Raw genomic sequence first — 20,065 nt, 5'->3', positions numbered from 1 at the left:
CGCGGCTGCCCGCAGTGTACGGGAGCCCTCCGACATGCACGAAGGCCCCCCGGTGCGCACCGGAGGGCCTTCGGACGAGCGTGGGGTCAGCCCGCGACAGTCTCGGCGCGGGAGATCGCGATCATGTCCTCGCGCGGCACGACCTTGACGCGGGCGCGTCCCTCCGGAGCGCCGAGCGCCTGCTCGTGCTCGTCGAGGCGGTGCCAGCCCTCGAGGTCGGTGTAGGCGACACCGCGCTCCTCGAGGAGCGCCACGATCGCCGACTCCTCGGGGTGCGCCGGGGTCCACCACGACGCCTGGTCGCGCAGCACGTGGCCCACGGTCTCCATCGCGTCGGACTTGGTGTGGCCGATGAGGCCGACCGGGCCGCGCTTGATCCAGCCGGTGGCGTAGACGCCGTGGACCTGCTGGTCCTCGTCGTCGAGGACCTGGCCCTCGCGGTTGGGGATCACTCCGCGCATCTCGTCGAACGGGAGGCCGTCGAGCGGGGAGCCGAAGTAGCCGACCGCGCGGTACACGGCCTGCACCGGCACCTCGCGGATCTCGCCCGTGCCGCGCACGCCGCCCTCGCCGTCCGGCTCGGTGCGCTCGTAGCGGATCGCGGCGACGCGGCCCTCCCCGTCGTCGACGAACTCGAGCGGCTTGGCCCAGAAGTGCAGGTGGAGTCGGCGCGACGCGCCGCCCGTCTCGCGCGTGCGCCACTGGTTCAGCACGCGGTTGATGACCATGACCTGCTTGTTGGTCTCGATCGCGGCCTGCGAGGCGGGGTCGAGCACGAAGTCCTCGTCGTGCACGATCATGTCGACGTCGCGCAGCTCGCCGAGCTCGCGGAGCTCGAGCGGCGTGAACTTGACCTGCGCCGGGCCGCGGCGGCCGAAGACGTGCACGTCGGTGACGGGCGACGCCTTCAGGCCCTCGTAGACGTTCGGCGGGACCTCGGTGGGCAGCAGGTCGTCGGCGTGCTTGGCGAGCATCCGCGAGACGTCGAGCGCCACGTTGCCGTTGCCGATGACCGCGACCGAGGAGGCCTCGAGCGGCCAGGTGCGCGGCACGTCGGGGTGCCCGTCGAACCAGCTGACGAAGTCGGCCGCTCCGTACGAGCCCTCGAGGTCGACGCCGGGGACGTCGAGCGGGGCGTCGCGGATCGCTCCGGTCGAGAAGATGACCGCGTGGTAGTGCCGCTTCAGGTCCTCGAGGGTGAGGTCGGTGCCGAAGTGCACGTTGCCGAAGATGCGGATGTCTCCGCGGTCGAGGACCTCGCGCAGGGCGTTGACGATGCCCTTGATGCGCGGGTGGTCGGGGGCGACTCCGTAGCGGACCAGGCCGTACGGCGCCGGGAGCTGCTCGAACAGGTCGATCGAGACGTCGTACTTCTTCTCGGCCTTGATCATGAGGTCGGCGGCGTAGATGCCCGCGGGCCCCGCGCCGACGATGGCCAGCCTGAGCTTGGTCATTGCGTTCCTCCTGCCGGGGCGCCGCGGCGCACGTCCGGTCTCATTTCCTGCGGCGCAGGGAGCGCCGCGACGATCGGGGTCAGCCGTTGCGGTCGACGACGGTGTCCGCGAAGCGCGTGAGCGCCTTGCGGACCGAGCCGTCGGGCAGCGGGGCGAGGGCGGCGACGGCCTCGTCGGCCCAGCGGTGGGCCTCGGCGAGGGTCTGCGCCGTCACGTCGTGGTCGCGCAGCTGCGCGATGGCGTCCGAGATGTCGGCGTGCTGCTCGTCGGTGTGCGCGATCTCGTCGTGGGTGCGGCTGACGTAGCTCTCGATGCGGGCCAGCAGCACGGCCGCCTCGCGGTCGGACTCAGCCCGCTCGCGCAGACGCAGGATCGGCAGCGTGGAGACGCCGGCGCGGATGTCGGTGCCCGGGTTCTTGCCGGTCTCCTCAGGCTGCGGGGAGAGGTCGATGACGTCGTCGACGATCTGGAACGCGACACCGATCTTCTCGCCGAAGACGCGCATCGCCTCCTCGTACTCGGCCGGGCCGTCGGCGAAGACGACGCCGGTGCGACCGGCGGCCGCGATGAGCGAGCCGGTCTTGTCGGCGAGCACCGAGAGGTAGTGCTCGACCGGGTCCTCGCCGTCGGTCGGGCCGACGGTCTCGTGCAGCTGGCCGAGGACGAGGCGCTCGAAGGTGTCGGCCTGGAGGCGGATCGCGCGGTCGCCGAGCTCGATCATCAGCTGGTTGGCGCGGGCGAAGAGCAGGTCGCCGGTGAGGATCGCGACGTTGTTGCCCCACACGGTCTGGGCGGAGGGGACGCCGCGGCGCTTCTCCGCCTCGTCCATGACGTCGTCGTGGTACAGCGAGGCGAGGTGCGTGATCTCGATCGCCTGGGCGCCCAGCAGCACCTGCGGGGTGTTGCCGCGGCCCAGCTGCGCGGCGAGGAGCGTGAGCATCGGGCGGACGCGCTTGCCGCCCGCCTCGAGCAGGTAGCGCGTCGAGACGTCGGCGACCTGGTCGGCGAACGAGAGCTGGTGGACCAGCCCCGACTCGACCAGCTCGAGGCCCTCGTCGATCGCGCGGGCGAGCGAGCGGTCCGACGCGGTCGAGAAGATGCGCTCGGAGAGGCCGAGCTGCGCCGTCAGGGACGGGCTGCGGCGGGCGACGGGCGCAGTGGCGTTCACACTGAAACCCTAACGTCTCGGCCCGGGTCGGCTCCGGCGCTCATGAGGTCGCGACGATCGGCTTGATGCCGCGGTGCAGCGCCACGATTCCGAAGGTGAGGTTCTTGTAGGCGACGCGCTCGAAGCCGGCTCCGCGCAGCCACGACGCCACGACCTTCTGCTCGGGCCAGGCACGGATGGAGTCGCCGAGGTAGTCGTAGGCGGGGTCGTTCGACGAGGCGATGCTCACGACGGCCGGCATCACCCGCGAGAGGTAGAGGTCGTAGGCCGCGGCGAGGGGCTTCACGGGCGGAGTCGAGAACTCGCAGATCACGACGCGACCGCCCGGCTTCACCACGCGGAAGAACTCGGCGAGCGCCGTGCGCGGCCTCGGCGACGTTGCGCAGTCCGAACGAGATCGTGACGGCGTCGAAGGACTCGTCCTCGAAGGGGAGGTCCATCGCGTCGGCCTGCACGAACTCGATCAGCTCGTTGCCGGCCTGGCGCCGGCGGCCGACCGAGATCATGCCGGGCGAGAAGTCCGCGGCGACGACCTCGGCACCGGAGCGCGCGAGGGAGGCGGAGGAGGTGCCCGTGCCCGCGGCGACGTCGAGGATCCGCTCGCCCTTCACGGGGTTCACGGCCCGCGTCGTGGCGATGCGCCAGAGGTGGTCGTTGCCGGCGGAGAGGACCGTGTTGGTCAGGTCGTAAGCGGGCGCCACCGTGTCGAACATGGCGGCGACCTCGTCGGGGCGCTTGGTGAGGTCTGCCTTAGTCACGATCATCGAGTCTAGAGCGAGCGGCGGCGCGGCGGCTGTGGATCCGCCTCCCGCGCGGGGTTGCGGGAGGACGTGCGAGGAACCGGAACCGCCCTGCTCCGCCTAGCGGGCGGCTCCGGCGCGCATCACGGTACCGGCGCGGATCCTGCGGGAGGGCGCGGGGCGTGGGACGTCCGCCGCTCCGGCGCGGGGCGGCCGGTCTGCACACCCTCCCGATCCGGAGGAGGGCCCATCGGCGCGGGCGTAGCCTTAGGGCGTGACGCTCATCGGCGCCGGGGCTCCTCCTCTCCACGTGGGGACGACCCCGCTGGACTCCCCCGCGGCGCTCCCCTCTCTCGCGGATCCGCGGCGTCCCCTCCTCTGGCAGCGGAACGGCTCCGGACTCGTCGGTCTCGGCGAGGCGCTCCGGCTCGAGTTCTCGGGGCCCGACCGACTGCGCGAGGCCGCCGACGCGTGGCGGGCGCTGTGCGCCTCCGCCGTGGTCGACGATCCGATCGGACTGCCGGGTTCGGGGCTCGTCGCCTTCGGTGCGTTCGCCTTCTCGAGCCGCTCGTCGGCGACCAGCGTGCTGATCGTGCCGCGGACGGTCGTCGGCGCGCGCGGCGGTCGCTCCTGGCTCACCACGATCACCTCCGATGGCGGATCAGGCGCGGACCGGCCCGCCGCACGGCCGTTCGGCGACGAGTACCGCCTCTCCTCCTGCCCGGCGCGCATGACGCCGGACGGCTACCGCTCGGCGGTGGCCTCGGCGGTCGGCAGCATCCGCGCCGGGGCGCTCGAGAAGGTCGTGCTGGCGCGCGACCTCCGCGAGCACCTGCCCCGCGGTGCGGATCTGCGGCGGATCCTGGTCGACTTCGCCTCGACCTATCCCGACTGCTGGACTTCGCCGTCGACGGCTTCGTCGGCGCGAGCCCCGAGACCCTCGTGGGGGTCGACCACGGAGCGATCACCGCGCGGGTCCTCGCCGGCACGAGCGCGCGCGGGACGGACGCGGCGTCCGACGCGGCCATCGCGCAGGGTCTCCTCGACAGCGCCAAGGACCGCTCCGAGCACGCCTTCGCGATCGCGAGCCTGCTGAGGGAGCTGCGGCCGCACACATCGTCGCTGAGCGCGAGCGGCGAGCCGTTCACGCTGAAGCTCCCGAACCTGTGGCACTTGGCCACCGACGTGCGCGGCACGCTCGGCGATGCCTCGACGGCGCTCGACCTGGTCGACGCCCTGCACCCGACGGCCGCCGTCGCCGGCACGCCCACCGCCTCGGCGCTCCAGCTGATCGACGAGCTCGAGCCCTTCGACCGCGGCCGCTACGCCGGGCCAGTGGGCTGGATCGACGGCCGCGGCGACGGCGAGTGGGCCGTGGGCCTGCGCAGCGCCCAGATCGACGACGACGGCGATCTCACTGCGTGGGCGGGTGCCGGGATCGTCGCCGACAGCGACCCCGACGCCGAACTGGCCGAGACGCGGATCAAGTTCCGCCCGGTGCAGGACGCGCTGAGCTGAGCCGCGCACGCGAGCGTCCACTCTCGACGTCGCGCGCGAAGGCGCATCGACGTGGCGGTCATCACGACTCCCCGAGCCGGATCCTCTCGCCCCTCCGCTTCTCTGCACCGACCGACTGCGGCGGCCGTCGGCGCCGGCCACCGCTCTCCCTCCTCAGGAGGGAGGCGGCTCCTCGACGGACACCGTGCTCGGCAGCACCGGACGGCGCTCCAGCGCCACGGGCCGAGTCGTCACGCTTCTCCCGGTCGGCGTGGTCCAGTCGGCCACGCCGTCCGGATGGAGGACGTAGGTCCAGCGATCGCCGTGCCGGACGTGATGGTGGGCGACGCACAGCGAGGCGAGGTTCCCGGGAGATGTCTCTCCGCCCTTCCGCCATTCGATCGTGTGATCGGCCTCGGTCGCGGACGCCGACCGGGTGCAGCCCGGGAAGCGGCAGGTCCGGTCGCGCAGCCGCACCAGCAGCCGCATCCGCGGTGGTGGCACGCGGTGCGTGCGCCCGACCGAGACGACCGCGCCGGTCCTCTCGTCGATCCCGACCGGCGTGAAGCTCGTGCCCGATCCGACGAGCTCGTCCGCCGCGTCGGCGGGCACGAGCCCGTACCCGTCGAGGTCGACCGGGGCATCGTCGGCTCCCGACGCGGTGGTCGCCGCCATCGTCATCCTCACCTCCGCACGGATGCCGGGGAGGAAGGTCGTCGGCGCCTCCGTGCCGACCTCCGGTGAGGTGCCCGCGACGTCGCCGTGGCACAGGAGGTCGCCGAACGCATCGGCGCGCAGCTGGGCGAGAGTCCGCTCGTCAGCGCGCCCGTCGGCAGGAGAGGCACCGCGCAGTCCGCGAGCGATCCGGTCGAGACGGGCCAGCGCGCCCACCGCGATCGGCGCCGGTACGTGCGCGCAGAGCGTCGCCATCCCGTCGGCCTCGGGTCGCAGCCAGACCGCCCGGTCCTCGCGAGCCCGCGCGTGCCGCTCAGCGAGCGGCTGCTCGTGCAGCTCGTCCCGGAGCAGGGCGAGAGCACGCCGCAGCTGGGTCGGAGTCATCGCCACGGCGAGCACGACCGCCCGCTCGTCGAGAGCCGCGCGCGAACCCGCGGGAAGGGACCCCGCGACCGCGCAGATCACCTGGCCCGCCTCCCACCGCATGCGCGCCGCGGCGAGTGCGGCGCGCGTGCGCGGCAGTTCGTCGACCAGCAACTGCGCGTGCTCGATCTCGCGGGTCACGGCCCGCTCCGAGATCTGCAGGACCACCGCGAACTCGGCCCGGATCGATCGCGCCACGAGATCGCGTGCCCCGCTTGCGGTGAGGCTCCGCCCTCGCGCGAACGACAGAGGGCTCGCCAGCGCCGCTCGGTATCCCGCGTGCAGGGCCTCCGCGGCGGCGAGGAGCACCGGTGCCGCGCTGAGCGCGAGCTCCGCCGCTCGGTCGCCGAGAACCCGCACCTTGCTCAGCGCCGCTGAATCCGATCCCGTCTCCGCCATGCGTTCAGTGAAGCGGCAAGTCCCGTCACGCGTTCCGCAGTGCTCGGCATCGGGGGAGGAACCGGCTCGGCCCACGCCGGTGGAGGAGCGCCTTCCCGCACGATTCACCGCCCCAGCGGCACCTCCACGATCCCCGGCCCGTCCCCCGGCGCCGTCAGCACCTGCTCGAGCTCCCCGCGCGTCGAGACCCGCGAGTACGACCATCCGTACGCCCGCGCCAGCGATTCCAGATCCACCGACTGCGGAGTGAACTGCACGCGGTCGAACGCGTCCGGCGCCGAGCTCGACGCGACCTCCGAGGCCGTCGAAGATCGTGCCTCCCCCGTCGTTCACGACGACGAGCTGCACCCGCGGCCGCCGCTCGCCGGGAGCGAGCATCAGTCCGCCAGCCTCGTGCAGCAGCGTGAGGTCGCCGAGGATCACGCGCGTCACTCCCGCCGCTCCGCGCTCGGTCGACTGCGACGCCACGGCGATGCCGAGCGCCGTCGACACGGTGCCGTCGATGCCGGCGAGGCCGCGGTTGGCGTGCACCGTGACCTTCTTGCCCGGCAGCACGCCGTCGGCCACGCGGATGAGGCGCGACGCCCCGAAGAGCAGGCGGTCGTGCGGCCAGGTCACGCGCCAGACCGCCGACACGACGAACTCGCGGGTGAGGGCGCGCGCACGGCGGCGAGGGCGTTGCGGGCGAAGCTGCGCCGGTCCTCCAGCGACATGGTGCCGCCGTCGGGGGCCTCGGGCAGCGCGTCCGGATCCTCCACGAGCGCGCGGCTGCTGAACACCCAGGAGCCGGCCCACGCGCGCTCGGCGCGATCGGGACGCGGCGCGTCGGCGGGGCGCACCACCTCCACTCCCGCGACCCGCCGCGCACGACGGCCCGGGTTGTAGAACTGCGGGCGACCGCGGTCGACGACGATCACCTCGACGTCCTCGCGGCGCAGCAGCTCCGGCACCTCCCGCGAGAGCGTCGGATGTCCCAACACGATCGCGCGCCGCACCCGCCCGCCGAAGTCCGGCTCGCCGAGCAGTCGCCGCCAGGCGACCACCAGCTGCGGCCCGAAGCGCGCCCGGAGGAGACCTCGGCCAGCAGGGCCAGTCGCCCGCGCGGGCGGTCGCCTCGGCGACGTCCCCCGCCTTGTCCCCGGCGATGACGACCGTCAGCGGCTCGTCCGGCCCGGCGACGACGCGCTCGACCTCCTCGGCGGGACCGCGCACGGGGGGCGCCTCGGCCACGGGGACCTCGAACGCCGGCAGCCGCGAGGAGAGCGGATCGCGGAACGCCAGATTGAGGTGCACCGGGCCGCCGGGGTGCAGCGCAGCGGCGAGCCCGGTCGGCGAGCGCGGCGGTCTCCTCCGGCAGCGACTCGGGACCGGGCGCGGGGACGTCCTCGAACAGCCGCACGGCGCGGCCGTAGAGCTCGCGCTGCTCCGTCGTCTGGTTGGAGCGGATGCCGCGCAGCTCGTCCGGGCGGTCCGCGGTCAGCACGATCAGCGGCACGTCCGAGGCGTCGGCCTCGAGGACGGCGGGGTGCAGGTTGGCGGTCGCGGTCCCGGAGGTGGTGATCACCAGCGCCGGCAGTCCGGACTCCAGCGCGAGCCCCAGCGCGAGGAAGCCGGCCGAGCGCTCGTCGACGCGCACGTGCAACCGGATCGCCCCGCGCGTCTCGAGCTCGGCGGCGACGAGGGCCAGCGCCTGCGACCGCGATCCCGGGGACACGACGACGTCGCGGACGCCGAGCGCGACGAAGCGGGCGAGGAGGTCGACCGCGGAACGGGTGGAGGGCGCGACCGGAGGGTGCTCAGGCATCCCGTCGGCCGGGGCCGTCGGACTTGTCGGGGTCGTCCAGATCGGCGAGGTCGCGCTCGAGCTGGGCGATGCGCTCGGCCTGCTCGCGCTCCTTCTCGGGATCGCGCTCCTGGCGGATCGTGCCGAGGAAGTCGGGGTCGTCGTCCGGAGCCGTGAAGCGGCGCCCGTTCACACGCTGCTTGCGGGGACGGCCGATCCAGAACCACAGCCCAGCGCCGATCACCGGCAGCAGGAGGACCACGAGGACCCAGGACCACTTGGGGATCGCGCGCACCGCGTGGCGATTGCTCATCGCGACATCGATCACGGTGTAGACCGTGAAGACGGCGAGGGCCACGAGCAGGCCGATAACGAGGCGGATCACAGAGTTCAGTCTACGTCCGCCTGCTGTTCGCGGACCGGGCGCTCGGAGGCTGGACAGGAGGCTCCCGGGGTGCTCACGGAAGCGCGTGCGGGGGCCGACGTACACTGTCCCGGTGAAACTCAGCCGCGCCGTCGTCGTCTACTCGCTCCTGCGTCTGGCGATGTTCGCCGCTGTCTTCGTCCTGGTCTACCTGCCCGCCCGCAACTTCGTCGACTCCGAGCTGACCGCGGCGGTCACCGCGGGCGTCGTCGCGGCGATCGCCAGCATGTCGCTCTCCTACATCGTCCTGCGCAGGCCCCGCGAGGCCATCGCCGAGGCGATCTACGAGCGCCGCAAGGACGTGCCCCGCGCCCCGACCGACGACGACATCGAGGACGCCGCGGTCGACCGATCGCGCGAGGAGCGCTAGGGCGCCTCAGCGCACCAGCGCCTCGGCGCCGTGGCGTCTCAGAACGCGAGCGCCGCCCCGAGGATCGCCGCGTACGCCAGCCCGCCCAGGCTCGTCAGCTGCAGGGCCAGGATCAGCTCCTTCGCCGTGCGCGCGGTGAGCGTGATGAGGATCGCCGGCAGGATCGCCAGCAGCACGAACAGCGTCAGCCAGGCGAGCGGGTAGAACAGCGCCAGGATCACCGAGATGCCGAAGGGCACCAGCACGAACGCGCTGTACAGCGCGCGGGCGACGGTCGGGCCGACGATCACGGCGAGGGTCCGCTTGCCCGACGCCCGGTCGGTCGGGATGTCGCGGATGTTGTTGACCATCAGCACCGCGCAGGCGAAGAGGCCGGCGGCGACCGCGCCGAGCCACGACTCCTGATTGGTGCGGCCGATCTGCACGAAGGTGGTGCCGACGGTGGCGACGAGGCCGAAGAACACGAAGACGAACACGTCGCCGAGGCCGAGGTAGCCGTAGGGGCGGCGGCCGCCCGTGTAGAACCAGCCGGCCGCGATGGCGGCGGCGCCCACGAGCAGGAACCACCAGTGGCCGGACAGCACGGTGAGCACGAGTCCGGCGACGGCGGCGAGGCCGAAGAAGACCAGGGCGACCGTGAGCACCTGCTTCGGCTTCGCCGCTCGGAGCCGGTGAGGCGCGAGGGGCCGACGCGGTTCGCGTCCGTGCCGCGCACGCCGTCGGAGTAGTCGTTGGCGTAGTTGACGCCGATCTGGAGCGCCAGCGAGACCGCGAGGCAGAGCAGGGCGCGGACCCAGTGCCAGCCCTCGTCGGTGACCTGGGTCGCTCCGGTGCCGATCAGCACGGGGGCGATCGCGAGCGGGAGCGTGCGCAGGCGGGCTCCCGCGATCCATTCGCGCGGTCCGGCCGGGGCGACCTGCACCTTCTGCGGGTTGCCGCCGGGACGGCCGCTCCGGGGCTTCGCCTGCGGCTTCTTCTTGCGACTCGTACTCGACACGGAGGGAATCCTACCGAGACGCCTCAGTCCGCGGTCGCGGCGAGGCCCTCCAAGGCACGGCGGTCCGGCTTGCCGGAGGCGAGCAGCGGCACGGCCTCCACGCGCAGCACCGCGGCGGGCCGGGCCGCGCGGCCGAGCGCCTCCTGCACCGCGGATCTGACGTCGGCGAGAGCCGCCCGGACGTCGTCACCAGCACGGGCACCTCGCCCCACTGCTCGTCGGCACGGCGCACGACGACCGCATCGGGGACGGCGCCGTCGCGCAGCACCTTCTCGACCGCGTCGAGCGAGACCTTCTCCCCGCCCGAGACGATCACCCTGTCCAGGCGGCCGGTCACGCGGAGTCGTCCGTCGACCAGCTCGCCCGCGTCGCCGGTGCGGTACCAGCGCTCCCCCGCGATGCTGGTGAACGCGGCCGCCGTGCGGTCGACGTCGAACCCGCCGTCGGCGTCGAGGTAGCCCTCGGCGAGGGTCGGCCCGCCGAGCAGCACCTGTCCGTCGTCGATCCGGACCCGGACGTCGCGCAGCGGCGAGCCGTCGTAGACGCAGCCGCCCGCCGTCTCGCTCGAGGCCGTAGGTCAGGCGCACCTGCACCCCGAGCGCCGCAGCCCGGTCGCGCAGCGGCTGCGGGGCGGCCTGCCCTCCGATCAGCAGCCCGTCGAACGAGCGGAGCGTCGCGGCCTGGGCCGGGTCCGCCTCCGCCGCGTCGAGCAGCCGTGCGAGCTGCACCGGCACGAGGGAGGAGTAGCGGCGCTCGCCCGCGGGCATCGTCCGGGCGAGCTCCAGGAACGCGAGCGGATCGAAGTGCCCCTCGGGCAGGACGACCGGGTCGGCGTCGGCGGTGATCGAGCGCACGAGCACCTGCACCCCGCGATGTAATGGGTGGGGAGGCACAACAGCCAGCGGCCCGGTCCGCCGAGCTCGGCGAGGGTGGCGGCGGCGCTGGTCAGCAGAGCCCCGGTCGCGAGCGCGACGCGCTTGGGCGGGCCGGAGGAGCCGGAGGTCTCGACCACGACGGCCACGCGCTGCGGAACCACCGCGGCGGCGGATTCCGACGCTCCGGGGGCGGCGACGCGGATCGCCGGGCCGCTGCCGTCCAGGGCGGCGCGCAGGGCGATCAGCACCTGCTCCGGGCGAGGTCGACCGCGATCAGCTCCCGGGTCATGGGCTCAGTACTGCCACGGGAACGGGGACCAGTCGGGCTCGCGCTTCTCGAGGAAGGAGTCGCGGCCCTCGACGGCCTCGTCGGTGCCGTAGGCGAGCCGCGTCGTCTCGCCGGCGAAGAGCTGCTGGCCGACGAGCCCGTCGTCGACCGCGTTGAACGCGTACTTGAGCATGCGGATCGCGGTGGGCGACTTGGTCAGGATCGTCTCGGCCCACTCCAGCGCCGTCGACTCGAGCTCGGCGTGGGGCACCGCCGCGTTCACCGCGCCCATCTCGTAGGCGCGCTGCGCCGAGTACTCGCGGGCGAGGAAGAAGACCTCGCGGGCCGCCTTCTGCCCGATCTGGCGGGCGAAGTACGCCGAGCCGTAGCCGGCGTCGAACAGGCCCACGTCGGCGTCCGTCTGCTTGAAGCGGCCGTGCTCGGCCGAGGCGATCGTGAGGTCGCAGACCACGTGGAGCGAGTGGCCGCCGCCCGCCGCCCAGCCGGGCACTGCCGCGAGCACGACCTTGGGCATGAAGCGGATGAGGCGCTGCACCTCGAGGATGTGCAGGCGGCCCGAGCGTGCGGCGTCGATCCCCTCGGCCGTCTCGCCGTCGGAGTAGCGGTAGCCGTCGCGCCCGCGGATCCGCTGGTCGCCGCCGGAGCAGAACGCCCAGCCGCCGTCCTTGGGGCTCGGGCCGTTGCCGGTGAGGATCACGACGCCGATGCGCGGGTTCGTCCGGGCGTCCTCGAGCGCGTTGTAGAGCTCGTCGACGGTGCGCGGGCGGAACGCGTTGCGCACCTCCGGCCGGTCGAAGGCGACGCGGGCGATGCGCCCGGTGCGGTCGTGGTGGTAGGTGATGTCCTCGAGAGCGTCGAAGCCGCGCACCGGCTCCCACCGGCTCGCGTCGAACAGCTCGGAAACCTGCGTGCTCATGCCCTCGACCCTACTGTCGGTGCCCGAGCGGACGCCTGCGGCCCCGAGGACGGGGATCTCTATAGGCGCGCTGCGCGCGCTACTCGATCAGCAGGAAGCGCGCGCTCCTCGGTCAGCGGTGACCGCACGCGAAGAGGGACCCCGCGCAGTGCGGGGTCCCTCTGTCGTCAGTGCTGCGGAGTGCTACTTCGCGGTGGAGGTGCGGCGGTTCTCGGCCGACACCATCCAGGCGAACTGCTCGAGGCTCTGGATGATCGCGTGCAGGAGGTCCGCGCTGGTCGGGTCCTCCTCGTCGACCTGGTCGTGCACCTCGCGCATGGTGGCGGCGGTGTTCTCGAGGCGGATGGTGACGAGGTCGACCGTCTCGGCGGTGTCGATCTCGCCGTGCGGGTACTCGGGCAGGGTGGTGGTCGCCGCGACGGTGTCGCTGCGGCCGTCCGGGATGCCGTGCAGCGCGCGCATGCGCTCGGCGATGTCGTCGCTGAACTCGCGCGCGGCCTCGATGATCTCGTCGAGCTGCAGGTGCAGGTCGCGGAAGTTCTTGCCGACGACGTTCCAGTGCGCCTGCTTGCCCTGCACGTGGAGCTCGATCAGGTCGACGAGGACGATCTGGAGGCTGTCGAGCAGCTCCTTCGAGGCCTTGAAGCCCTTCTCGGCGTTCTGACGACGGCTGGTCTTGGCTCCGGAGCCGGCGGGGGCTTCGACGTGGCGTTCGAGGGTGGTGGTCATGGACCATTCCTTTCTCTTGACGGTGTCGGGGTGATCCCCTCCACCGAGTCTGGCTGCTGCGGCTGGACGCCGCCCGGACGGGGGCCCAGAGCGATGGGGGTTGACTCCGGGCGCGCGGAAGGAGATCAGATCGTCGCGACCGAGCCCGAGTCGACGCGGTAGTTGGATCCGTTCACGAACGAGGCCCGCTCGGAGCAGAGGAACGCGATCACAGCCGCGACCTCGTCGGTCTCGCCGCGGCGCTTGAGCTCCATGTACGGGCGCTCCTCGTCGAGGAACGACGCGATCGCCTCGTCCGTCGACGTGCCGCGCTGCTCCGCTCGCTTCTGCATCATCGCGTCGGTCATGGGGCTGCGGATGAACGCGGGCGAGACCGCGTTCACGAGCAGGCCCTCGAGGGCGTGCCGAGCGCGAGCCCCTTGGCCAGTGCGAGCACTCCGGCCTTCGCGGCGCAGTACGGCAGCTCGTCGTCGTAGGGCTGCACCGCGTCCTCGGAGGCGACGAGCACGAGCCGCCCCATCCTCCGCTGCGCAGGTCAGGGAGGAACTCGCGCACGAGCCGCACGGGCCCGAGCAGGTCGGTCTCGAGCGTGCTGGTCCAGCCCTCGTCGTCGATCTCGTGGAAGAGGCCCTGGGCGCCGGTGACGCCCGCGCTCTGCACGAGGATGTCGATCTCGCCGACGGCCTCGGCGACCTGCGCGTGCAGGGCGGCGAGCTCCTCGACACTCGTGACGTCGGCGGCGAAGGCGTGCAGGCGTCCGTCCGGAGCGTCGAGCCCGGCGGCCGCCGCGTCGAGCTTCTCCTGATCGCGGTCCGACACGACGACGGTCGCGCCCTCCGCGAGCAGGAGCGTGGCGGTGGCGAGCCCGATGCCCGAGTCGGCTCCGGTGACGAGGGCGGTGCGTCCGGCGATTCCTAGGTCCATAACTCCGGTCTACGCTCCCCCGCCCGAGTCGCTCAACGACTTGCGCCGAACACCTCCGCAGGTCTACCGCGTGTGGGGGTGTCGATCGCGAAGATCCCACCCGAGAGCGGGGCGTCGACGAGCTGCTGCTCCTCGAGCTTCTCGCGGGCGGTGCCGACGAACAGGGTCGACAGGTCCGTTCCGCCGAAGCCCAGTCCGGTCACGTTCGGAGCGGGGATCGCGATCTCGTCGAGGAGCTCCCCTCGGGGCTCCAGCGCAGCACGGCGCTCTCGCCGTTCGCTCCGGTCCAGAAGCAGCCGTCGACGTCGAGGGCGAGGCCGTCGAACGACCGGCCGACGAGGAACGGCTCCGGCTCGCCGAGCTCGTCGCCGTACGAGCAGCGGAAGACGGTCGAGACGCCCGTGTCGGTGAAGTAGAACGTCGCGCCGTCTCCGGACCACTCGAAGCCGTTCGCGACGGCGAAGCCGCCCAGCAGGGTCTCGGGCGCCCGGAGGCGTCCACGCGGTAGAAGCGCCGTCCGGCTCCTCGGTGGTGAGGTTCATCGACCCCGCGACGAACCGCCCGGAGGGGTCGCACTTGCCCTCGTTCATCCGCAGACCGGCGTGGACGTGCTCGATCGGAGCCAGCTCGCGCTCGATCGCGAACGCGTCGTCGAGCAGCACGATCCGGTCGCCCAGGGCCGCGACGAAGCCGCCCCCGCGCGCCGGCTGGAACGACCCCAGCGGAGCTTCGACGGGCACGACCAGGTCGTCGGAGCCGTCGACGGCTCCGTCGAGCGCGCTCGCGTGGATCGTGCCGGTCGAGATGTCGCACCACAGCAGCCGGCCGTCGAGCCAGAACGGGCTCTCGACCAGGATCGCCCGGGTGTCGCGGAACAGACGTGCGCTCAGCTCGCTCATGAACTCCTCCTCTTGCCGCTCCCGGGCTTCCTCGACCCGGGCTTCCTCGACCCGACCTTCTCGGGTGCGAGCTCCTCGATGGTGATCGCCGCGTTGACGAGCGCCAGGTGGCTGAGGCCCTGCGGCAGGTTGCCCCAGAAGGCCAGATCATCGGTCGCGACCATCTCGGACATGATGCCGACGTCGTTGGGCATCGTGGCGACCAGCTCGTCCATCAGCGCGATCGCCTCGTCGTGCCGGCCGACGCAGGCGAGCGCCGAGGCCAGCCAGAACGAGCAGGCGACGAAGGGTGCTCCTCCCCCTCCATGCCGGAGTAGCGGAACATCAGGGCGCCGCGGCCGAGCTCGCCCACCAGGGCGTCGATCGTCGAGATCATCCGCTCGCCGCGCTCGTACCCGCTCGGGGCGTGCAGCAGCACCGAGGCGTCGAGCTCGGACGAGCCGGGGTACATCACGTAGGAGCCCAGCTCCTCGGACCAGCAGTGCTCCTCGATCCACTCGCGGAGGCGGTCGCGCTCGAACCGCCACCGGTCGGGGCTGCCCGGGATCTGCCCGACCTCGGCGAGGTGCACGGCGGCGTCCAGCGCCTCGCCAGCAGCCCATCTTGGAGGACGTGTAGTGCTGCTCCTCCTTCAGCTCCCACATGCCGGCGTCGCGGTTGCGCCAGAGGTCGCAGGTGGTGTCGGCGACGCGCGAGAGCAGCCGGCCGGTCTGGATGTCGAGCACGTTCCCCGAGTCGACGTAGATGCGGCAGATGTCGAAGAGGTCGCCGAACACGCCGAGCTGCAGCTGGTTCTGCGCGCCGTTGCCGAGGACGACCGGACCGATGCCCGCCCAGCCGGGCACGTCGTACTCCGTCACCCCGCTGGGCAGCGAGCCGTCGAGCCCGTAGAAGATGTGCAGGTCCGGGCCGTGCTCCTTGATGGTGCGCAGGAGCCACGACAGGGCCGCGTGCGTCTCCTCGCGCAGACCGAACCGCACGAGCGCGTGCGCGGTGTAGGCGGCGTCGCGCACCCAGGCGAAGCGGTAGTCCCAGTTCTTGCCGCCGTTGGGCGACTCGGGGAGCGACGTGGTGGCGGCCGCCGCGATCGCGCCGGTGGGCGAGTAGATCAGCAGCTTGAGTGCGAGCGCGCTGCGCTGCACGGCGTCGGCCCACGGGCCGTCGTACGAGAACTCCTCGGACCAGGCGAGCCAGCTGCGGATCGTGCGGTCGATGCCCCGGTCGACGTTGTGCGCATCGGGGAAGTGCAGCGGCTCGTCGCGCGTGGCCGAGACCACGAGGACGTGGCGCGACGGCTTCTTCCCGCCCGTGACGGTGAAGGCCCCGGTGAGCTCGTCGCCGGCTCCCGAGGGGCGTCGTCGCCGTCGGGTCCGTGCTCCTGACCGGTGATGCCGATGGTGATGTCGCCGGCGCGGATGAGCGAGCGGCCGTCGGCGTTCTGGATCCACGGCGAGACCGTGCCCAGGCCCGTGCCGGGTCGGACGGCCCAGCGCATCCGCACCTCGCCCTCGACCCCGTCGACGCGCCGGGCCAGCTCGGCCCACGGCAGGCGGCCCGCGATGCCGGTGACGAGCGCGTCGGTGACCGTGACGGATCCCGACTCGGTCGTGAACGTGGTCTCGAGGACGTTGGTGTCCTGCAGGTACCTGCGGGTGACTTCGGCGGGCTCCTCGGGCCGCAGCTCGACGCAGCCGCCGGACTCCGGGTCGATCAGCGCGGCGAACGCGGGGGTCGATCCGAGGTCGGGCACCGGCATCCAGTCGACGTTGCCGTCCCGCGCGATCAGTGCGACCGTCCTCCCGTCGCCGATCGCCGCGTAGTCGCGCAGGGTCTGGTCGCTCGGGGTTCCGCCATGCCCTCACGCTAGGCGGGACGCCTGCGGCGGACCTGGGCTTGCGGGGGCGGGCGGATGCGGATAGCGCGGCGTCGTCAGGCGGTCGCGATGCCGCCGAACTCCTCCATCCGAGCGGTGAACTCGGCGCGGTCGCCCGACTCGAGCACCTCCGCTCGCGTAGCCGGCCAGGAATGCACCGCTCGGCGCCGGGCTCAGGCCGACATCGTTCAGCATCGCCTCCACCTCGCCGCTCGCATCGGAGTCGAGGTCGACGAGCCCCAGCTCGACCGCCGGCACGAGCCGGTCGGTGGAGGAGGCGGTGACGACCCAGAGTGCCGCCCGCGCCTCCTCGTCGCTCAGCTCGCCGGGGAGGGTGTAGCCGACCTCCGACCACTCGGACGGCGCGTCCGCGATGTCGATCGAGTCGAAGCCGAGGGGGGCGAGCGCGGCGGTGAAGCGGTCGACCACGGCCTGCTTGTCGGCGTCGGTCGAGAGGTCGGCCTCGGCGTAGCCGGTCGCCGAGAGGTAGTCGACGAGCAGGGACGGGCCGCCGTAGGCGTTCTCGGAGCGCTCGTAGTACTCGTCGTCGGCAGATTCCCACTCTCCGAGGACGGCCGCCTCCACCGCGGCGACGGCCTGCTCCGAGAGTGCGATCGCCTCCTCGGCGGAGGGCTGGTCCAGCACGGAGGCGGCGTCGCCCTCCTCGTAGCCGGGGTAGCCGTAGAGGGGATCGGTCGGGTCGCCGGAGTCGTCGCCGAACGGGTCGCCGGAGTCGTCGTCGCCGAACGGGTCGCCCTCGCCGAACGGCTCCTCCGAGCCCCCGGGAGCGGGGACGCTCGTCGCCGCCGGCTCCGCGGCGTCGACCGCGAGGCCGACGCCGACCGCCAGGAGCGTGGCGAGCACGCCGGTGTAGACGAGCCCGAGGACACCGCTGATCGCGATCGCGACCCAGGCGCCCGCACCGAGCGGGGTGCGCCCGGGCCCGGGCGGAGCGACCGGCGGCGGGCTCATCGGGACCTGGCTCATCGCGTTCCTCCGGGGGTCGAGCGGCTGCGCGCCAGTCTTGCACGCACTGCACGGAGCCCGGGAGCGGGGCGTCCGGGCGACCGCGCAGCCGGTGCGGAGGATGATGGCGGCATGGACGACGTCGTGCCCACCCGTGCCCTCCCCACCCTCGACGAGGTCGACGCGGGACTCCGCGTCGTCGCTCTGCCCCTGCTGACGCGGTTCCGGGGAGTCGACCACCGCGAGATCGCGCTGGTGCGCGGACCTGAGGGGTGGACCGAGTTCTCGCCGTTCCTCGAGTACGGCGCCGAGGAGTCGGCCGCCTGGCTGCGCGCGGCCCTCGACTACGGCTGGACCCCGCTGCCGGCGCCGCTGCGCGACCGCATCCCGGTGAACGCGACCGTGCCGGCCGTCCGCGTGGACGAGGTCGCGGCGATCCTCGCGAGCTACCACGGCTGCCGCACGGCCAAGGTGAAGGTCGCCGAGCGCGGGCAGACCCTCGCCGACGACGTCGCGCGCGTCGCCGAGGTGCGCCGGGTCCTCGGTCCCGAGGGGCGCATCCGGGTCGACGCCAACGGCGGCTGGAACGTCGACGAGGCCGAGCACGCGGTGCACGCCCTCGCCGAGTACGACCTCGAGTACGTCGAGCAGCCGTGCGCGAGCGTCGACGAGCTCGCGCAGCTCCGGAAGCGCGTGAAGTACATGGGCATCCCCGTCGCCGCCGACGAGAGCGTGCGCAAGGCCGCGGATCCGCTCGCCGTCGCGCGAGCCGGAGCCGCCGACCTGCTGGTGGTGAAGGCGCAGCCGCTCGGAGGCGTGCACCGCGCCCTGGCGATCACCGCCGAGGCCGGACTGCCGGCCGTCGTGTCGAGCGCTCTCGACAGCTCGGTCGGACTCGCGATGGGTGCCGCCCTCGCCGCCGCGCTGCCCGAGCTGCCGTACGACTGCGGACTCGGGACCGCCTCCTCCTCGCCGCCGACGTCACCGAGCGGCCGCTGCGACCCGTCGACGGCGCGATCCCCGTCGAGCGCGTCGAGGTCTCGGAGGAGCTGCTCGTGCGGCACGCCGTCTCTCCGGACCGTCTCGCCTGGTGGCGCGACCGGCTCCGTGGGGCGTACGACCTCCTCTGATCCCGCACGGCCTGCGCCCGGAGGCGGCGCGGCGCTACCCTCGCGGCATGAGCACCGGACCGGGCGGCACCCTCGCGCACCGGCGCGCCCTCCTCGAGGACCTGATCGAGGCGAGCGGGATCGACGGTGTCGACATCGCGACGATGTTCGGCGCCCCCGCGATCCGGTTCCAGGGGGTCATCGTCTGCTTCCTCGGCGGTGACGAGCACCTGGTGGTGAAGCTGACCCGGGAGGAGACGCTCGACCTCGTCGCCGACGGCAGCGCTCTGCCGGTGGTGATGGGCCGCCGGACGCTCCGCGAGTGGGTCAAGGTGCCCCGCCTCGCCGAGGAGCGGGCGTCCCTCGAGCGGTGGTCGCCGCACGTCGTCCGGGCGCTGTCGCTCGCCCGCGAGCGCGCAGCCGACCCGCCGGCGTGAACCGAGTGGTGCACTGCGCGAGAATGGAGCGGCCCGGTCGCCGATGCCCGGGCCGAACCCCTCCTCCTCGAGCATCGGAGCCCCGTGACCGCACCCACCGTCCCCGTCTTCCTCGACTGCGACACCGGCATCGACGACTCCCTCGCCCTCGCCTACCTGCTGCGGTCCCCCTCGCCGACCTCGTCGGCATCAGCACGGTCAGCGGCAACACCGATGCCCGCCGGGCGGCGGTGAACAGCCTCGGCCTGCTCGCCCTCGCCGGTCGCACCGACGTCCCCGTCGCCGTCGGCGCCCACGACTTCCTCGAGGAGCCCTACTCCGGCGGCTCCCCGCACGTGCACGGCGAGAACGGCATCGGCGGCGTCGAGCTGCCGCAGGGTGCCGACCCGGTCGAGGAGGACCCGGCCGATCTCCTCCTCCGCCTCGCCCGCGAGCACGAGGGCGAGCTGCGGCTGATCGCGGTCGGCCCTCTGACGAACATCGCCCTCGCGCTGCGCAAGCACCCGGAGCTGCCGGGACTGCTGCACTCCGTCACCGTCATGGGCGGCGCCGCCCTGGTCCCCGGCAACGTGACCGCCGTGGCGGAGGCGAACATCTGGCACGACCCGGCCGCGGCCGCCGAGGTCGTCGCCGCCGACTGGGACCTCACCCTCGTGCCGCTCGACGTCACCATGCGGCACCTGATGACCCAGGAGCACCGCGCGATCCTGCTCCAGTCGGGGGATCCGCTCTCGGAGGCGATCGGGCAGGCGCTCGACTACTACTTCGACTTCTACGTCGGCCACTTCGGCGAGCGCACCGCCGCGATGCACGACCCGATGGCCGCCGCGATCGCCCTCGACGCGGTCGGAGTCGCCTCCGCCCCGCGCGTCCCCGTCGAGGTCGACGCCACCCGTGGCCCCGGCCGCGGGCAGACGATCCCCGACCTCCGCGGCATCTACCGCGACGTGCATCCGGAGGGCTCGCGCACGCGCTTCGTGCTCGCCCTCGACGACCCATTCGCTCCGCACCTCGTCGACGTGATCGTCTCGAACGCCTGACGCCGGGACGCCTGCACGACGAAGGCCGAGAGCCCCGGATCCGCAGGACTGCGGTGACCCGGGGCTCTCGGCCTCGTT

The 20,065-nt window shown here is 73.0% G+C and carries 19 protein-coding genes and 6 pseudogenes; 7 read left to right on the top strand and 18 right to left on the bottom strand.

Features of this window, described 5'->3' with window-relative positions:
- Positions 1 to 86: 86 nt before the first annotated feature.
- From AC0CII_RS21400 to ubiE, 3 genes and pseudogenes are all read right to left on the bottom strand, one after another.
- On the bottom strand, positions 87 to 1,454 hold the full coding sequence (locus tag AC0CII_RS21400; RefSeq protein WP_465226522.1) for an FAD-dependent oxidoreductase: 1,368 nt from the start codon (positions 1,452 to 1,454) through the stop codon (positions 87 to 89).
- A gap of 79 nt (positions 1,455 to 1,533) precedes the next feature.
- Positions 1,534 to 2,622: a polyprenyl synthetase family protein gene (locus AC0CII_RS21395; RefSeq protein WP_465226523.1), complete on the bottom strand. Its 1,089-nt coding sequence runs from the start codon at positions 2,620 to 2,622 to the stop codon at positions 1,534 to 1,536.
- 40 nt (positions 2,623 to 2,662) lie between these two features.
- Positions 2,663 to 3,386: pseudogene (gene ubiE / locus AC0CII_RS21390) on the bottom strand (bifunctional demethylmenaquinone methyltransferase/2-methoxy-6-polyprenyl-1,4-benzoquinol methylase UbiE).
- A gap of 250 nt (positions 3,387 to 3,636) precedes the next feature.
- On the opposite strand from ubiE, the pseudogene AC0CII_RS21385 reads away from it, so the two are divergent.
- Positions 3,637 to 4,880 (top strand): annotated as a pseudogene (locus AC0CII_RS21385) (isochorismate synthase).
- A 153-nt stretch (positions 4,881 to 5,033) separates the two neighbouring features.
- On the opposite strand, the gene AC0CII_RS21380 reads toward AC0CII_RS21385, so the two are convergent.
- Genes AC0CII_RS21380 through AC0CII_RS21365 form a run of 4 tightly spaced genes read right to left on the bottom strand, consistent with a single transcriptional unit; the run spans position 5,034 to position 8,524 of the window.
- Positions 5,034 to 6,974: a DUF222 domain-containing protein gene (locus AC0CII_RS21380; RefSeq protein ID WP_465230576.1), complete on the bottom strand. Its 1,941-nt coding sequence runs from the start codon at positions 6,972 to 6,974 to the stop codon at positions 5,034 to 5,036.
- On the bottom strand, positions 6,971 to 7,273 hold the full coding sequence (locus AC0CII_RS21375) for a hypothetical protein (RefSeq protein ID WP_465230575.1): 303 nt from the start codon (positions 7,271 to 7,273) through the stop codon (positions 6,971 to 6,973). The genes AC0CII_RS21380 and AC0CII_RS21375 overlap by 4 nt, the downstream gene beginning before the upstream one ends.
- Positions 7,270 to 8,160: a thiamine pyrophosphate-binding protein gene (locus AC0CII_RS21370; protein WP_465230574.1), complete on the bottom strand. Its 891-nt coding sequence runs from the start codon at positions 8,158 to 8,160 to the stop codon at positions 7,270 to 7,272. The genes AC0CII_RS21375 and AC0CII_RS21370 overlap by 4 nt, the downstream gene beginning before the upstream one ends.
- Entirely contained in the window at positions 8,153 to 8,524 is a 372-nt protein-coding gene (locus AC0CII_RS21365) for a PLDc N-terminal domain-containing protein (protein WP_207405440.1), read from the bottom strand. The genes AC0CII_RS21370 and AC0CII_RS21365 overlap by 8 nt, the downstream gene beginning before the upstream one ends.
- 112 nt (positions 8,525 to 8,636) lie before the next feature.
- Between AC0CII_RS21365 and AC0CII_RS21360 the strand changes: the two genes are divergently transcribed.
- Positions 8,637 to 8,933 carry a DUF4229 domain-containing protein gene (locus AC0CII_RS21360; RefSeq protein WP_207405442.1) on the top strand — a complete coding sequence of 99 codons (297 nt, stop codon included), beginning with the start codon at positions 8,637 to 8,639 and terminating at the stop codon, positions 8,931 to 8,933.
- 38 nt (positions 8,934 to 8,971) lie between these two features.
- Here AC0CII_RS21360 and AC0CII_RS21355 read toward each other — a convergent pair.
- The 8 genes and pseudogenes from AC0CII_RS21355 to AC0CII_RS21320 form a co-directional block, all read right to left on the bottom strand.
- A pseudogene (locus AC0CII_RS21355) lies at positions 8,972 to 9,930 on the bottom strand (1,4-dihydroxy-2-naphthoate polyprenyltransferase).
- Between the two features lie 23 nt (positions 9,931 to 9,953).
- Positions 9,954 to 10,796, bottom strand: coding sequence for a hypothetical protein (locus tag AC0CII_RS21350; protein ID WP_465230573.1), 843 nt, complete (start codon positions 10,794 to 10,796; stop codon positions 9,954 to 9,956).
- A gap of 302 nt (positions 10,797 to 11,098) precedes the next feature.
- Complete coding sequence (locus AC0CII_RS21345; RefSeq protein WP_465230572.1) at positions 11,099 to 12,010, bottom strand: 1,4-dihydroxy-2-naphthoyl-CoA synthase; 912 nt, start codon at positions 12,008 to 12,010, stop codon at positions 11,099 to 11,101.
- A 183-nt stretch (positions 12,011 to 12,193) separates the two neighbouring features.
- Positions 12,194 to 12,739 carry a Dps family protein gene (locus AC0CII_RS21340; RefSeq protein ID WP_055790487.1) on the bottom strand — a complete coding sequence of 182 codons (546 nt, stop codon included), beginning with the start codon at positions 12,737 to 12,739 and terminating at the stop codon, positions 12,194 to 12,196.
- A gap of 125 nt (positions 12,740 to 12,864) precedes the next feature.
- Entirely contained in the window at positions 12,865 to 13,122 is a 258-nt protein-coding gene (locus AC0CII_RS21335; RefSeq protein WP_465231047.1) for an SDR family oxidoreductase, read from the bottom strand.
- A complete protein-coding gene (locus tag AC0CII_RS21330) occupies positions 13,119 to 13,247 on the bottom strand; it encodes a hypothetical protein (RefSeq protein ID WP_465231145.1) in 129 nt (42 codons plus the stop codon). The genes AC0CII_RS21335 and AC0CII_RS21330 overlap by 4 nt, the downstream gene beginning before the upstream one ends.
- A 65-nt stretch (positions 13,248 to 13,312) precedes the next feature.
- A pseudogene (locus AC0CII_RS21325) lies at positions 13,313 to 13,663 on the bottom strand (SDR family NAD(P)-dependent oxidoreductase); the annotation flags it as partial.
- 32 nt (positions 13,664 to 13,695) lie between these two features.
- Positions 13,696 to 14,562 carry an SMP-30/gluconolactonase/LRE family protein gene (locus AC0CII_RS21320; RefSeq protein ID WP_465230571.1) on the bottom strand — a complete coding sequence of 289 codons (867 nt, stop codon included), beginning with the start codon at positions 14,560 to 14,562 and terminating at the stop codon, positions 13,696 to 13,698.
- A gap of 78 nt (positions 14,563 to 14,640) precedes the next feature.
- On the opposite strand from AC0CII_RS21320, the gene AC0CII_RS21315 reads away from it, so the two are divergent.
- The gene (locus AC0CII_RS21315; RefSeq protein ID WP_465231046.1) at positions 14,641 to 15,180 is read left to right on the top strand and encodes a Vmc-like lipoprotein signal peptide domain-containing protein; all 540 of its coding nucleotides are present in this window, start codon (positions 14,641 to 14,643) and stop codon (positions 15,178 to 15,180) included.
- A gap of 23 nt (positions 15,181 to 15,203) precedes the next feature.
- On the opposite strand, the pseudogene AC0CII_RS21310 reads toward AC0CII_RS21315, so the two are convergent.
- The 3 genes and pseudogenes from AC0CII_RS21310 to AC0CII_RS21300 all read right to left on the bottom strand — a co-directional run.
- Positions 15,204 to 15,704: pseudogene (locus AC0CII_RS21310) on the bottom strand (glycoside hydrolase family 15 protein); the annotation flags it as partial.
- Positions 15,671 to 16,318 (bottom strand): hypothetical protein, encoded by a 648-nt coding sequence (locus AC0CII_RS21305; protein ID WP_465230570.1) that lies wholly within the window; start codon positions 16,316 to 16,318, stop codon positions 15,671 to 15,673. The gene AC0CII_RS21305 and the pseudogene AC0CII_RS21310, both read right to left, overlap by 34 nt.
- A 102-nt stretch (positions 16,319 to 16,420) precedes the next feature.
- A complete protein-coding gene (locus tag AC0CII_RS21300; protein WP_465230569.1) occupies positions 16,421 to 17,422 on the bottom strand; it encodes a hypothetical protein in 1,002 nt (333 codons plus the stop codon).
- 111 nt (positions 17,423 to 17,533) lie between these two features.
- Between AC0CII_RS21300 and AC0CII_RS21295 the strand changes: the two are divergent.
- From AC0CII_RS21295 to AC0CII_RS21280, 4 genes and pseudogenes are all read left to right on the top strand, one after another.
- Positions 17,534 to 18,531, top strand: a pseudogene (locus AC0CII_RS21295) (o-succinylbenzoate synthase).
- A 47-nt stretch (positions 18,532 to 18,578) separates the two neighbouring features.
- Positions 18,579 to 18,947: a hypothetical protein gene (locus tag AC0CII_RS21290; RefSeq protein WP_465226536.1), complete on the top strand. Its 369-nt coding sequence runs from the start codon at positions 18,579 to 18,581 to the stop codon at positions 18,945 to 18,947.
- An 84-nt stretch (positions 18,948 to 19,031) separates the two neighbouring features.
- Positions 19,032 to 19,181, top strand: a complete 150-nt coding sequence (locus AC0CII_RS21285) for a hypothetical protein (RefSeq protein WP_465231144.1) — start codon at positions 19,032 to 19,034, stop codon at positions 19,179 to 19,181.
- Positions 19,136 to 19,987: a nucleoside hydrolase gene (locus tag AC0CII_RS21280; protein ID WP_465231045.1), complete on the top strand. Its 852-nt coding sequence runs from the start codon at positions 19,136 to 19,138 to the stop codon at positions 19,985 to 19,987. The genes AC0CII_RS21285 and AC0CII_RS21280 overlap by 46 nt, the downstream gene beginning before the upstream one ends.
- Positions 19,988 to 20,065: the final 78 nt, after the last annotated feature.

The organism is Rathayibacter sp. AC182 (assembly GCF_979253875.1).
Note: the sequence above shows the minus strand (reverse complement) of the source record. Positions and strands in the feature narration are given on the sequence as shown.

Bases quoted from the DNA above. Each gene is read 5' to 3' on its own strand.
- AC0CII_RS21345 (WP_465230572.1), bottom strand. From the start codon at position 12,010: ATGAGCACGCAGGTTTCCGAGCTGTTCGACGCGAGCCGGTGGGAGCCG.
- AC0CII_RS21370 (WP_465230574.1), bottom strand. From the start codon at position 8,160: ATGCCTGAGCACCCTCCGGTCGCGCCCTCCACCCGTTCCGCGGTCGAC.
- AC0CII_RS21290 (WP_465226536.1), top strand. From the start codon at position 18,579: ATGAGCACCGGACCGGGCGGCACCCTCGCGCACCGGCGCGCCCTCCTC.
- AC0CII_RS21315 (WP_465231046.1), top strand. From the start codon at position 14,641: ATGGTGATCGCCGCGTTGACGAGCGCCAGGTGGCTGAGGCCCTGCGGC.
- AC0CII_RS21320 (WP_465230571.1), bottom strand. From the start codon at position 14,562: ATGAGCGAGCTGAGCGCACGTCTGTTCCGCGACACCCGGGCGATCCTG.
- AC0CII_RS21340 (WP_055790487.1), bottom strand. From the start codon at position 12,739: ATGACCACCACCCTCGAACGCCACGTCGAAGCCCCCGCCGGCTCCGGA.
- AC0CII_RS21305 (WP_465230570.1), bottom strand. From the start codon at position 16,318: ATGCCGGTGCCCGACCTCGGATCGACCCCCGCGTTCGCCGCGCTGATC.
- AC0CII_RS21300 (WP_465230569.1), bottom strand. From the start codon at position 17,422: ATGAGCCAGGTCCCGATGAGCCCGCCGCCGGTCGCTCCGCCCGGGCCC.
- AC0CII_RS21400 (WP_465226522.1), bottom strand. From the start codon at position 1,454: ATGACCAAGCTCAGGCTGGCCATCGTCGGCGCGGGGCCCGCGGGCATC.